The 13,239-nt window shown below is 72.7% G+C and carries 12 protein-coding genes; 5 read left to right on the plus strand and 7 right to left on the minus strand.

Features of this window, described 5'->3' with window-relative positions:
• The 3 genes from VFW24_10460 to VFW24_10470 all read left to right on the plus strand — a co-directional run.
• Nucleotides 1–723 (plus strand): enoyl-CoA hydratase-related protein (locus tag VFW24_10460; protein ID HEX5267184.1); only part of this gene is annotated, 723 nt, incomplete at its 5' end.
• Nucleotides 723–2,192 (plus strand): CoA transferase, encoded by a 1,470-nt coding sequence (locus VFW24_10465; protein HEX5267185.1) that lies wholly within the window; start codon nt 723–725, stop codon nt 2,190–2,192. The genes VFW24_10460 and VFW24_10465, both read left to right, overlap by 1 nt.
• Complete coding sequence (locus tag VFW24_10470) at nt 2,189–2,899, plus strand: enoyl-CoA hydratase/isomerase family protein (protein ID HEX5267186.1); 711 nt, start codon at nt 2,189–2,191, stop codon at nt 2,897–2,899. The genes VFW24_10465 and VFW24_10470 overlap by 4 nt, the downstream gene beginning before the upstream one ends.
• A gap of 5 nt (nt 2,900–2,904) precedes the next feature.
• On the opposite strand, the gene VFW24_10475 is transcribed toward VFW24_10470, so the two are convergent.
• From VFW24_10475 to VFW24_10505, 7 genes are read right to left on the minus strand one after another with little or no spacing between them, the layout of a single operon-like run.
• Nucleotides 2,905–5,280 carry a CoA transferase gene (locus VFW24_10475; GenBank protein HEX5267187.1) on the minus strand — a complete coding sequence of 792 codons (2,376 nt, stop codon included), beginning with the start codon at nt 5,278–5,280 and terminating at the stop codon, nt 2,905–2,907.
• A 22-nt stretch (nt 5,281–5,302) separates the two neighbouring features.
• Entirely contained in the window at nt 5,303–6,553 is a 1,251-nt protein-coding gene (locus VFW24_10480) for a cytochrome P450 (GenBank protein HEX5267188.1), read from the minus strand.
• Nucleotides 6,554–6,578: 25 nt separating this feature from the next.
• Nucleotides 6,579–7,700: an acyl-CoA dehydrogenase family protein gene (locus VFW24_10485; GenBank protein ID HEX5267189.1), complete on the minus strand. Its 1,122-nt coding sequence runs from the start codon at nt 7,698–7,700 to the stop codon at nt 6,579–6,581.
• Nucleotides 7,701–7,715: 15 nt separating this feature from the next.
• Nucleotides 7,716–8,930, minus strand: a complete 1,215-nt coding sequence (locus tag VFW24_10490) for an acyl-CoA dehydrogenase family protein (protein ID HEX5267190.1) — start codon at nt 8,928–8,930, stop codon at nt 7,716–7,718.
• Between the two features lie 49 nt (nt 8,931–8,979).
• Nucleotides 8,980–9,171: a ferredoxin gene (locus VFW24_10495; GenBank protein HEX5267191.1), complete on the minus strand. Its 192-nt coding sequence runs from the start codon at nt 9,169–9,171 to the stop codon at nt 8,980–8,982.
• A 19-nt stretch (nt 9,172–9,190) separates the two neighbouring features.
• The gene (locus VFW24_10500; GenBank protein ID HEX5267192.1) at nt 9,191–10,342 is read right to left on the minus strand and encodes a CaiB/BaiF CoA-transferase family protein; all 1,152 of its coding nucleotides are present in this window, start codon (nt 10,340–10,342) and stop codon (nt 9,191–9,193) included.
• Between the two features lie 23 nt (nt 10,343–10,365).
• Nucleotides 10,366–10,992 carry a TetR family transcriptional regulator gene (locus tag VFW24_10505; protein HEX5267193.1) on the minus strand — a complete coding sequence of 209 codons (627 nt, stop codon included), beginning with the start codon at nt 10,990–10,992 and terminating at the stop codon, nt 10,366–10,368.
• A gap of 121 nt (nt 10,993–11,113) precedes the next feature.
• On the opposite strand from VFW24_10505, the gene VFW24_10510 reads away from it, so the two are divergent.
• Nucleotides 11,114–11,641 (plus strand): MarR family transcriptional regulator, encoded by a 528-nt coding sequence (locus tag VFW24_10510; protein ID HEX5267194.1) that lies wholly within the window; start codon nt 11,114–11,116, stop codon nt 11,639–11,641.
• Nucleotides 11,638–13,239 (plus strand): MDR family MFS transporter (locus VFW24_10515; GenBank protein HEX5267195.1); only part of this gene is annotated, 1,602 nt, incomplete at its 3' end. The genes VFW24_10510 and VFW24_10515, both read left to right, overlap by 4 nt.

Here is a 13,239-nt window from a genome sequence, read left to right on the forward strand (position 1 = left end):
TCCGAGATCGGGTTCGAAACGGCGGGGTTCGTCGGCATCCTCCGGGTCGGCGGGGCGCCCCTGTCGGCCCGGGCGGCGCGGGAGCTCGACGGCCTCCTCGAGGAGCTGGAGGCGGACCGGTCGCTGCGGGTGCTCGTGCTCGACAGCGCCGGTCCCGACTTCTGCCCCGGGGCGGGCGCCGACCTCGACCCGCGGGGCGGCGGCGTCGACCCCCCCGGCCGTATGGAGGCGCTGCGGGTTCCGGTCGTCGCCGCCATCGGCGGGAGGTGCGCCTCCGTCGGCACCGAGCTCGTCCTGGCCGCCGACGTCCGGGTGGCGGCGCCCGCCGCCGCCATCTCGCTGGGGGACGTCGCCGGCGGCGGGTTCCCCCGCTGGGGCGGGATCCAGCGCCTGGCCCGGGCGGCCGGAACGAGCCTGGCCACGGCCATGGTGCTGCTGGGCCGGGAGGTGACCGGGGCCGAGGCCCACCAGGCCGGCCTGGTCCATGAGCTGGCCGACAACCCGTCCGATCGCTCCCGGGAGGTGGCCACCACCCTGGCCGAGCGGGGCCCGCTGGCCCTGGAGTACGCCAAGGAGGCGGTCCGCCGGGGGGCGGAGCTGCCCCTGCACGACGCCCTGCGCCTCGAGGCCGACTTCAACCACCTCCTGGCCGGCTCGCAGGACCGGGCCGAGGGGCTGGCCGCCTTCTTCGACAAGCGCCCGCCCCGCTTCGAGGGCCGGTGATGGCGGCTGGGCCGCTCGCCGGTGTCTCCGTCGAGAGCCCCGGGGACCCGGCCGGCACCGCGCAGCAGGTGGCCGCCTGGCTGCTGGTGACGCTCGGCGCCGAGGTGGCCCCGGGAGGTCGGGCCGCCGACGTGGCCCTCCCTCCTCCCGATCGGCCGGTGCCCGACCTGCCCGGGGTCCCCGAGGGCACGCTCTCCTACGCGGTCGGCGTGACGATGGCGGGAGCGGCCCTGGCGTCGCTCCTCGGGGCCGCCCCGGTGGAGGTCCGGCAGGCCGACGTGGCCCTCCAGCTCTGCCTGCCCCAGGTGATGGCGGCGGCCTACGCCAGCCCCACCTGGCCCGTTCCCCCCGAGCCCCTCGACCTCGGCGGCGGCCGGGGGTGGCTCTCCCTGGAGCTCGGCGCCCCCGGGGAGCGGGACCGGTTCGGGACCTTCCTGGCCGGCGTCTCCGCGGAAACGTCCGCCGCCGAGGTTGCCCGGGCCGCCCAGGAGTGGCGGCTGGCGGTGGGCGACTACCGGCCCCGGTCGGCCCCGCCTCCGGGACGGCCCGGACCCGGACCCGTCCGCCTCGTCGGGGCGGCCGGGCGCGCCGGCACCCCCGCTCCCGCCGCCGCGAGGTCGGGCGGCCCCCCGCTGGCCGGGGTGACCGTCTGTGACCTCACCGCGATGTGGGCCGGGCCTCTCTGCACCTGGCTGCTGGGCCGCCTGGGGGCGACGGTCTGGAAGGTCGAGCCCGAGGTCCGCCCCGACGGGCTGCGGGCCCTCGACGGGCGGGGCGTGCACCCGGACGGTCGCAGCACCGCCCCCGGCACCGACTCCGGGCTCTTCCAGGCCCTCAACTCCGGAAAGCGCCGGATGCCGCTGGACCTCCGGGACCCCGCCCACCGCCGCCGCTTCCACGAGCTGGTCGGTGCATCGGATCTGGTCGTCGACTCCTTCTCCCCCCGGGTCATGCCGAACCTGGGGCTCACCCGGGACGTCCTCACCGACGGCGACCCGAGCCGGCTCACCCTCTCGATCCCCGCCTTCCCCCCGGGCCCGATGCGTGACTGGGTGGCCTACGGGACGGGGGTGCACGCCGTGTCCGGGCTGGGCCAGACCCCGGCGGGCTCCTCCCGGCCCTACGCCTCCCCCGCCGTCACCTACCCCGACCCCCTGGCCGGGCTGACCGCCGCCACCGCCGCTCTGGCCGGCCTGGTCGGGCGAAGCCGGGACTGGGCGCCCACCCACCTGGAAGTGCCCCTTCAGGCCGCGGTCCTGCCCCTCCTCCATCTCGGCTCCCCGTCGGCCCGCCTGGCCGAGCGGGACCCCGACCTCGGGCCCCGCCTGCTGGCCGAGGCCGGACCCGACGCCATGGCTCCGCTCGACGGGGCCGGACGGGTCCTTCCCCACCCGGTCGGCCCGTTCCCGAGCCCCGCCGTCCCACCCCCGGCGGAGCCGGCGCCGGCGTGGCCGGGGTGCGGCCGGTGAGCACAGTCGAGCTCGAGGTCCGCGACAACGGCGTGGGCGTGGTCCGGCTCAACCGCCCCGACCTCAACATCTACAACCTCGAGATGCGGGAGGACCTGATCGAGGCGTTCCGCGCCGTCAGGGACGTGCCGGCGGTGCGGGCCGTGGTCCTGGCCGCCAACGGGAGGAACTTCTCCGCGGGGGCCGACCTCTCAGAGTTCGGGACGGCGGAGTCGGTGTTCGAGGCCCGCCGCATCCGGTGGTGGCGCGATCCATGGCTGGCCCTGCTGGACTCCCCGAAGCCGAGCGTGGCCGCCCTCCACGGCCATGCCCTCGGCGCCGGCTTCGAGATCGCGCTGATGTGCGACTTCCGGCTGGCCGCGCCCGACACCCGCCTCGGCCTGCCCGAGACCAAGCTCGGCATGCTCCCCTCCGCCGGCGGGAGCCAGACCCTGGCCCGCCTGATCGGACCGGGCCCGGCCCTGCCGGTCGTCCTCGGCGGTGAGACCTTCACCGCCGCCGACGCCCTCCGCATCGGAGTGGTCGACGAGGTGGTGGAGGACGGCCCGGTCGACGGAGCCGCTCTTGCCATGGCGGGCCGCCTGGCCGCTCTCGACCCCGCCCGGGCCGGGGCCGCCAAGCGGGCCCTGCGCGCGGCCGGTGATCTACCCCTCCCGGCCGGCCTCGAGCACGAGCGCCACCTGCTCCACTCGGTCGTCGCGCCCTAGAGGGCTCAGGCGGTCGGCCCGCCGGCCGGCGTCTCCTCCAGAACCCCGTCGGCCAGCAGCTTCTCGGTCTCCTCCTCCGACAGCCCGAGCAGGTCGCGGGCGATCGGGCGGGTGTGCTCCCCAAGCCAGGGGGCGTGGGTGATGACGGGGTCGGTCATGGCGGCGGAGCGGAAGGCGGGGCCCTCGAGGAGCATGTCGCCGACCCCCGGCTGGTGGACCTCCACCGGGTAGCCGCGGGCGAGCAGATGAGGATCGTCGGGCTGGTCGCTGGCGTACATCATCATGCCGGCGGGGACGCCCTCGGCCTGGAGGAGGTGGGTGAGGTCCCGGTCGCTGTGCCCCGCGGTCCAGGCGCTGATGTGCGAGTCGAGCTCGTCGTGGCGGCGGTGCCGGCCTGCGGCGGTGGCGAGGTCGGGATCGGCCGCCCACTCCGGGTTCCCCATGGCCCGGCGGAGGCCGGCCCAGTCGGTGTCGTCGCGGCACGCGATGACGATCCAGCGTTCCTCTCCGGAGCACTGGTAGACGCCCCACGGCGCGCCCCGCTCCCGGCGGTTGCCCTCGGGCTGGACCGAGCCCGGCTCGAGGGCTTCCTTGAGGAAGAAGTGGCTCATCATCCCGAGGACGGTCTCGACCTGGGCCACCTCGACGTGGATGCCGGTGCCGCCCGCCTGGCGGGCCACCAGCCCGGCCAGGGCGCCGACCGCGCACACCCGCCCGGCCAGGTGGTCGGGGAAGATCACCATCGAGCCCGGCGGCATCCCGCCGCCCGGGAAGTTCCACAGCCAGGTCATCCCACCCGGAGGCCGGGTGCTCGGGCCGTAGCCGAGCCACGACGCCCACGGCCCCGACGAGCCCATCAGCTGGCTGCCGACCATCACGATCCCCGGGTTCACGGCGCGCAGGTCCTCGTAACCGAGGCCGAGATCGGCCATGGTGCCGGTGGAGTTGTTCTCGATGACCACGTCGGCCTTGGCGACCAGGCGGCGCACCAGCTCGGCGCCGCGGTCGGTCTTCACGTTGATGCCGAGGCTGCGCTTGGAGCGGCTCGAGGAGGCGAAGGAGGCGCTGATCTCCCCGCCCGACACCAGGCGCATGAAGTCGGGATAGGTGCGGCTCTCGATCTTGATCACGTCGGCGCCGTACTCGGCGAAGAGGCGGCCCGCCTCGACGCCGACCCCGCCGTGGCCGAAGTCGAGAACCAGCATGCCCTCGAACGGAAGGCGGGGCGGGGGCGCGGCTCCTGACGGCTCGGGGCGGGGGTCGGGCCACGACGACTCGATCTCGGCGTCGTGCTCCCCGACCGCGGGCGCCCGCCGGCGGAACCCGGCCCGCTTCCCGTCGACCTCGAAGAAGCCGGACACGATCGGGGCGGTGACCCCGGGGGCCACCTCCTCGTCGACGAACGAGCGCCGGGCCCGGTAGTGCTCGGTCCGCAGCACCTCCCCGGCGGACAGGCACGGGGTCATCACGATCCCCCGCCGCTGCGCCTCGTCGGAGAGCTCGGCCATCCCGTACTTGGAGAACAGCTCGGCGAACATCGGGTCGAGGATGTCGTGCTGGATGCTCATGCGGCCGAGGAGCGTGTCCCAGTGCGGGTCCTGCAGGAACTCGGGCTCCCCCAGCCACTCCCGCATGGCGTGCCACTGCCGGGGGCTCAGGATGACCAGGCGCACGTAGCCGTCGGCGCACGGGTACAGCGGGTACACCGGGCCGTGACCGTTGCGCACCTGGCCGTAGTTGCCGCCGGCGCCCCGAATCGAGCTGTAGTTGGGCAGCGACCAGTCGGTGACCTGGGCCGTGGCCTCCAGGACCGAAACGTCGAGGTGCTGGCCCCGTCCCGTCGACGAGATCTTCTGCCAGTGGGCGGCCAGCACGGCGAAGGCGCCGAAGATCCCCGCCACGTCGTACGCCAGGGCCCCGGGCACCAGCAGGGGGGGAAGGCCGGCGACGCCGGAGCGGAACAGCTCACCGGACAGGGCCACGATCACGTCGTCGGTGGCGGTCCAGTCCCGGTACGGACCGGTCTGGCCGAAGTCGGTGATCGACGCCACCACCAGGTGCGGCAGGCGGGCCGAAACCTCGGCCGGATCGAGCCCGGCCCCCGCCAACGCCCCGGGCCGGGACGTGTCGATCCAGACGTCGGACCGCTCGAGCAGCCCGAGGAGGCGGTCCCGCCCCGCCGCCGAGCTCAGGTCGGCGACGGCGCTGCGCTTGTTGAAGTTGCGCACGGCGAAGTACAGCCCGTGCTCCCCGTGCCGGGGCGGGATGCGCCGGGAGTCACCGCCGCCCGGGCGCTCCACCCGCACGACGTCCGCGCCGAGGTCAGCCAGCATCCGGCCGCACAGCTCCGCCTTCTCGTCGGCAGTGTCGACGACCCGCAACCCGGCCAGGGGCAGGGTCTGCTCAGACAGCGGCGGGGACCTTCCCGGCGTGGAACCGAACGGGCAGGTGCTTGATCCCGCCGATGAAGTTGGAGCGGAGCAGCGCCGGCTTCCCGACGGCCTCCACCTTGGCCACCCGCTTGATCAGCTCGGCGTAGAAGTGCTTGACCTCCATGCGGGCCAGGTTGGAGCCGAGGCAGTGGTGCGGGCCCCCACCCCCGAAGGCGACATGCGGGTTGGGATTGCGGCCCACGTCGAACTTGAACGGGTCCGTGATGACGTCCTCGTCCCGGTTGGCCGACGCGTACCAGATGCTGACCTTCTCCCCCGCCTTCAGCTGGTGGCCCTTGTACTCGATGTCCTCGGTGACGTTGCGCCGGAAGTACATGACGGGTGAGGCCCAGCGGATGATCTCCTCGACGGCGGTGTCGACGAGCTCGGGGTGGGCCACCAGGCGGTCGTACTGGTCGGGATTCTCGAGGAAGGCGTTCATCCCGTGGGAGATGGCGTTGCGGGTCGTCTCGTTGCCCGCCACGGCCAGCAGCAGGAAGAACAGGTTGAAGTCCATCTCGGTCAGCTGGTCCCCGTCGACGTCGGCCGACAGCAGCTTGCTGATGATGTCGTCGCGCGGCTCGGCCCGGCGCTTCTCGGCCAGCTGCTGGGCGTAGAGGAACATCTCGACGAAGGCGGCCTGCACCTCCTCCTGGTCGACGATGTACTCGGGGTCCTCGCTCCCGATCATCCGGTTGGACCACTCGAAGATCTTGTGGCGGTCCTCGTGGGGCACACCCATGAGCTCGGCGATCACGATCAGCGGCAGCTCGGAGGCCATGTCGACGACGAAGTCGACCTCACCCTTGGCCAGGCCCTCCTCGACGATGGTGGCCGACACCTCGCGGATGTGGTCCTCGAGCATCCCGATCATGCGGGGGGTGAATCCCCGGTTCACCAGCTTGCGGTAGCGGGTGTGGGGCGGGGGGTCCATGGTGAGCATGAGGTTGCCGCCCTCCTGCGCCCGCTGGGCCTCCATCTGCTCGGCCGTGGGATCCTCGAGGCCGACCACCCCGCCGCGGCCCTGGTCGGACGAGAAGTGCTTGGCGTCCCGACCGATGGCCACCACGTCGTCGTGCTTGGTGAACACCCAGAACCCGGGCCCGTCCGGCTCGGGATGCCGGTAGATCGGGGCGTTCTTCCGGAGATAGGTGAACCAGTCGTGCGGCACACCGTCGGTGAAGCGGTCCCGGTCCAGCAGGTTGATGTCGCTCAGCTCCATGGTTCCCCTCCTCGAGCGTCGTGGATCAGACGGGCTCGGCGGCCATCCGGGCGCCGATCCGAAGAAGCTGCTCGGTGCTCCCCCCGAGCATGAACTCCAGCTGCTTTCCCCAGATGAAGTAGCGGTGGGTGGTGTGCTCCACCGCCACCCCCATCCCACCGTGCAGGTGGACGGCGGCGTGGGCCACGCGGTGGCCGGTTTCCGCCGCCCAGAACTTGGCCACCTCGACCTCGGTGGCCGCGGACAGGCCGGCTTTGAGCCGCCACGCCGCCTGCCAGAGGGTGAGGCGCAGGGCCTCCACGTCGATGTAGCAGTCGGCGCAGCGGTGGCCCACGGCCTGGAAGGTGGCGATGGGCCTCTCGAACTGCACCCGGGTCTTGGTGTACTCGGCGGTCTCCCGCAGGGCCTCCTCGCACACCCCGAGCTGCATGGCGCACAGTCCGATGGTGGCCCGCTCGTCCAGCCACTCGAGGATGCGCGGCCCGTCCCCCACCGAGCCGAGCACGGCCGAGGCCGGCACCCGGGCATCGGTGAGCTCGACGTAGCCGGTGGTGTCGCGGTTGGTCGTGCGCTGGCGGGCCACCGAGACCCCGGGCCCGGTCGGCTCCACCAGGAAGATCACCGGGCTCCCGTCGAGCGTCGCCGGCACCAGGATCACCTGGGCCAGGGTCCCGGCGGGCACCGCCGTCTTGGTCCCGTTGAGCCGGAAGCCGTCTCCGTCGCGCGCCGCCGTCGTGGTCGGCCGCAGCACGTCGGGGTTGACCGGCTCCCGCAGGGCGGCGGTGAGGATCTTGGCCCCCTCGGCGGCGGGCCGAGCCCACTCCTCCTTCTGCTGCGGCGTGCCGAACTCGGCGATGGGCGCCGCCCCCAGCACGATCGAGGCCCAGACCGGGACCGGCGCCAGGCGCTTGCCCACCTCCTCGAGGACCAGGCACTGCTCGACCACGCCGTAGCCGCCACCGCCGACGTCGTCGGGCAGGGCTATGCCGAGCAGTCCCGCCTCGGCCAGGGTGCGCCACAGCTCGGGGTCGAAGCGGTCGGTGCCGGCCTCGGTCTCGCGCAGCAGGTCCACGGTGACCTTGTCGGTGAGGATGCGCCGGGCCAGCCCGGCGATCTCCTCCTGCTCCTCGGTGAAGCTGAAGTCCATCGCTCTACTCCGGGTCTAGCGCGGGGCGCGGGGCATGCCGAGGGCCACCATCGAGATGATGTCCCGCTGGATCTCGTTGGTCCCCCCGCCGAAGGTGAGGATCAGGGCGCCGCGGTAGGCGCGCTCGATCCGGCCGCGCACCACGGCGCCGGGAGAGCCCTGGGTGATGTAGGCGTCGTCCCCCATGCAGTCCATCAGCAGGCGGTAGGCCTCGGTGTAGAACTCGGTGCCGAACACCTTGGTGGCGGAGGCGTCGGCGGGGCTCACGCCCTTGTCGACGCCCCAGGCGATCTTCCAGTTGATCAGCTTGAGGAACTCGACCTTGGCGTGGACCCGGGCCAGGTTGAGGCGCACCCACTCCTGGTCGATGACCCGGCGCCCGTCGGGGAGCTTGGTCTGCTGGGCCCAGCGCCGCACGTCCTCGAGGGAGGTCTGCACGCCGGCCGCCGAGCACAGCGCCACCCGCTCCCGGTTGAGCTGGCCCGTGATCAGGCGCCAGCCGCTGTTCTCGTCGCCGACGAGGGCGGTGGTCGGCACCCGGACGTCCTCGTAGAAGGTCTGGCTGGTGGTGGCGCCGGTGACCGTGGGCACGGGCGTCCACTTGAACCCGGCGCTGTCGGTCGGCACGAGGAAGACCGACAGGCCCTTGTGGCGGGGGGCGTCAGGGTCGGTCCGGGCCGCCAGCCACACGTAGTCGGCGTGCTCGATGAGGCTGGTCCACATCTTCTGGCCGTTGATGATGTACTCGTCCCCGTCGCGCACCGCCCGGGTGCGCAGGCGGGCCAGGTCGGTGCCGGCGTCGGGCTCGGAGTAGCCGATGGCGAAGTGCATCTCCCCCGTCAGGATCTTCGGCAGGAAGAACCTGCGCTGCTCGTCGGTGCCGTACTCCATGATCGTCGGCCCGACGGTGTTGATGGTGAGGAACGGGACGGGGGCCCCGGCGCGCGACGCCTCGTCGGTGAAGATCAGCTGCTCCATCATGGAGCGGTTCTGGCCGCCGTACTCGGTGGGCCAGCCGATCCCCAGCCAGCCGTCCTTGCCCATCTGGCGCACCAGGTCCCGGTAGGCGCTGCCGCCTCCGTACTCCCCGTCCCCCGAGGACATGCGCTGCTGCACTTCCTCGGTCATGAGGTTGGAGAAGTACTCCCGGAGCTCCCGGCGGAGCGCCTCCTGCTCCTCGTTGTAGACGATCTGCACGGCCCCTCCACGCGCGGTGAAACGTGTTCTCATTTCTACCACGCCCGGCGAGGAGCCTGTCGAGCCCCCCGCCCGCCCCGCCTCAGTCCTCGAGGGTGATGGCCGCCTTGGGGCAGCTGCGCACCGCCTCCTCGAGACGGGAGCGGAGCGCCTCGGGGGGGTTCTCGTCGAGGATGTAGAGGAAGTCGTCGTCGCGGACCTCGAACACCTCGGGCACCAGGCCCATGCAGACGGCGTTGCTCTCGCAGACGTCGTAGTCCACCTTCACACGCACAGCTCGTGGCCTCCTCGCCTCATCCGACGGCTCCCGCCGCCCGGAGCTTCTCTATCTCACCCGGATCCAGACCCGCCCACTCTGCCAGGACTTCGTCGGTGTGCTGGCCGGCGGCGGGCGGGGGGCGCCGGACGGCCCCGGGGGTCACCGACAGCCGGGGCGCGGGGGCGGGCTGCACCACCCCGTCCAGCTCGGGGAACCCCGACCGGGCGGCGTTGTGGGGATGGGTGTCGACCTCGTCCAGCCCCAGCACCGGGGAGAAGCAGGCGTCGCTGCCCTCCAGCGCCGCGCACCACTCGTCCCGGGTGCGCTGCCGGAACACCTCGGCGAAGCGGGCCCTCGTCTCCTCCCACCCCTCCTGGTCCATCTGGGGCCGCAGGTCGGCCGGGTCGAGGCCGAGGCGGCGCACCAGCTCGGCGAAGAACTGCGGCTCGATGGCCCCCACCGACACCCACTTGCCGTCGGCGGTCTCGTAGGCGTCGTAGAAGGGGGCGCCGGAGTCGAGCAGGTTGGTGCCCCGCTCCCCCCATACGGACCCCTCCGCCCCCCGCCGGCGCCCGCCGAAGAACGGCAGCATCAACAGGGCGCTCCCGTCGATCATCGCCGCGTCGACGACCTGGCCCCGCCCGGTGGCCCGGGCCTCGAGCAGGCCGCACAGGAGGCCGAAGGCCAGCAGCATCCCCCCGCCCCCGAAGTCCCCGATCAGGTTGAGCGGCGGGGTGGGGGGCTGGTCCCGCCGCCCGATCCGGCCCAGAACCCCGGCCAGGGCGACGTAGTTGATGTCGTGGCCGGCGGCGCGGGCCAGCGGGCCGTCCTGGCCGAAGCCGGTGATCCTCCCGTACACCAGGGCGGGGTTGCGCTCCAGGCAGACGTCGGGGCCGAGGCCGAGGCGCTCCATCACCCCGGGTCGGAAGCCCTCGATCAGCAGGTCGGCGCCGTCGACCAGCCGCAGGACCGTCTCGACCCCGTCGGGATTCTTGAGGTCGGCGGCCAGAGAGCGCCGCCCCCGCCCGAGGAGCTGGCCACCGGGGTCAACCCCCACAGCCTGCCGGCGGTCGACGCGGACCACGTCGGCTCCCATGTCGGCCAGCAGGCAACCGGCGAACGGCCCCGGCGCCAGGCTGGCGATCTCCACCACCCGCACCCCCCGGAGGGGACCCTCGTCGGCCACGGCGCCCACACTACGGCCGAGGCTCAGGCGGGCTCCCGGGGATCGAGCAGCAGGTGACAGGCCTCGTCCAGGGCCTCGTAGACCTCGCCGATGGTGGCCTGGCCACTGACCCAGCCGAGCAGGGCCGAGTGCCACACGTGGTTCAACACGTTGACCATCCCCCGGGCCACGGCCGGCTCCAGCGGCTCCATGACCCCCATCAGCATGCGGGCGATCAGCTGCGAGGCCTGCCGCTGGGGCTGGAGGGCGCTGGCGTCACTGGACGACACGGTGGTGAGCACCGCCGCGGCCAGGTTGGGGTTGCGCTCGAAGGCCCGGGTGGCCCGGTGCAGGAAGTCGTTGGCCCGCTCCGCCATCGTTTCCCCCCGCAGGGGCCGGGTGGTGATCCGGGGCTCCAGCCGGGCGGCCCAGTGGCCCCAGGCCGCCGCCAGCAGCTGGTCCTTCGAGGCGAAGTACCGGTAGAGCGTGCCCAGGGCCACGTCGGCCTGGGACGCCACGTCGCGCATCTGGACCGCCTCGTATCCCCCCTCGGAGGCCAGCTCGACGGCGGTCTCCAGGATGCGCTCGCGCCGCTCGAGCTGCCGGCTGGTGAGCGCCGTCTCGGGGCCGGCGGAGGTGGCGGAGGTGGTCTCGGTGGGGGCGGGGTCCATGGGCGGCGTCGTGGGTCGGTCAGGGCTCGTAGAACCTGTTCCCGGGCGGCCCCATCGTGTCATCGTCGGGCCCCGGCCAAGAAGTTGCTGACTGCAAGCAAATAGCTGCTACCCTGCCGGGGTGCCCGGCTCCCGCCCCCGCCCGGGCTGCGACGACGCCCTGGCCGAGGTCGAGCGCGCCCTCACCCGTCTGCTGCGCCAGATGACCCGCCCCGCCTTCTACCGGTGGCTGGCCGCCGCCGGCGGGGTCCACCTCGACCGGGCCGACTACGGGGTGCTGGTGCGCATCGACGAGGCCGCCCCGGTGCGGATGACCGACCTGGCCGAGTCGCTCGGCATCGACATCTCCACCGTCAGCCGCCACGTCCGGGGCCTCGAGCGCTCGGGCCTGGTCCAGCGCACCGGCGACCCCGACGACCAGCGGGCGTCGCGCCTGAGCCTCTCCGAGGAGGGCCAGGACGTGCTGCGGCGGGTCCGCCGCACCCGGCAGGAGGCCATGCGCCGGCTGCTGGCCGAGTGGAGCGAGGCCGACCGGGCCCAGCTGGCCCAGCTGATCGTGCGGCTGTCCGACGAGATGGACAGCCTCGGCCAGGTCGTGTCGTCGTCGGCCGACACCCGCGCCCCGGTGACCTCGGGCAGCGGCCGATGACCACCACCGACACCCGCCCCGGCACCCCCATCGGGGGGACGAGCCTGGCCCAGCAACAGGGCTTCTCCCACCGCCGGATCATGATCATCTACAGCGGCCTGATGCTGGGCATGCTGCTGGCCGCCCTCGACCAGACGATCATCTCCACCGCCCTGCCCACGATCGTCGGGGACCTCGGCGGCCTCAACCACCTGTCATGGGTGGTGACGTCCTATCTCGTCACGTCGACGTGCTCGACGCTCCTGTGGGGGAAGCTCGGGGACCTCTACGGCCGCAAGGTGGTGTTCCAGGCCGCCATCGTCATCTTCCTGATCGGCTCGGCCCTGTCCGGGCTGTCGAACACCATGATCATGCTGATCGTGTTCCGCGGCGTGCAGGGACTGGGCGCCGGCGGCCTGATGGCCCTGACCTTCGCCATCATCGGGGACATCCTCTCCCCCCGGCAGCGGGGCCGCTACCAGGGCTACATGATGGCGGTGTTCTCGCTCGCCAGCGTGGCCGGGCCGGCGCTCGGAGGCTGGCTCACCCAGAGCTACTCCTGGCGGTGGTGCTTCTACGTGAACGTGCCGGTCGGGATCATCGCCCTGGTGGTCACCAGCACCGTCCTCAACCTGCCGTTCCGGAAGGTGCGCCACAAGGTCGACTACGGCGGCGCCGCCCTGCAGGTCGGCGCGGTGGGAACGATCCTGCTGGTGACGGTGTGGGGCGGCGTGTCCTACGGCTGGACCTCACCGCAGATCCTGGGCCTGATCCTCCTCGGAGCGCTGCTCGTCGTCCTCTTCCTGCTCCAGGAGCGCAGGGCCGAGGAACCGGTGCTCCCCCTGCGCCTGTTCCGGAACTCGGTGTTCAACTGCACCAACGTCGCCGGGTTCCTGGCCGGCATGGCCATGTTCGGCGGCACCGTCTACATGCCGCTGTTCCTCCAGTTGGTGAGCGGGGTCTCACCGGTGCTCTCGGGCCTCCTCGTGCTCCCGATGATGCTCGGGGTGACCTTCAGCTCGATCACCACCGGACGGCTCATCACGCGTACCGGGCGGTACAAGCGCTGGCCGATCATCGGATCGATCCTCATGCCGACCGGGATGTACCTGCTGTCGTTCATGACCGCGGCCACCCCCCGCTGGCAGGCCGGGCTGTTCATGATGGTGCTCGGCCTCGGCATGGGCATGATCATGCCGGTGCTGATCGTGGCCATCCAGAACGCGACCAGGCAGGAGGACCTCGGCACCGCCACCTCCTCCAACACCTTCTTCCGGTCGATGGGCAGCTCGTTCGGAGTGGCGGTCTTCGGCACGATCATGAACGCCCGCCTCAAGTTCTGGTTCCCCAAGCTGGTTCCGAACCTCGGCCACCTCAACCTGTCGGCCACGTCGGTGGCCTTCAGCCCCACCGCCGTGCACAAGCTGCCGGCGCCGGTGCGCAACGGGATCGTGACCGCCTTTGCCCATTCGCTGCACACCGTGTTCCTCTGGGCGGCGCCCATCGCCCTGCTCACCCTGCCGGCCATCCTGCTCATGAAGGAGCTCCCGCTGCGGACCGAGGCGTACATCAGCGACGCCGAGGCCGCCGAGCTGGGCGGGGCCCCGGAGCCGATGCCG

Source organism: Acidimicrobiales bacterium (genome assembly GCA_036273495.1).
In the GTDB taxonomy this organism is placed as follows: Bacteria; Actinomycetota; Acidimicrobiia; order Acidimicrobiales; family JAJPHE01; genus DASSEU01.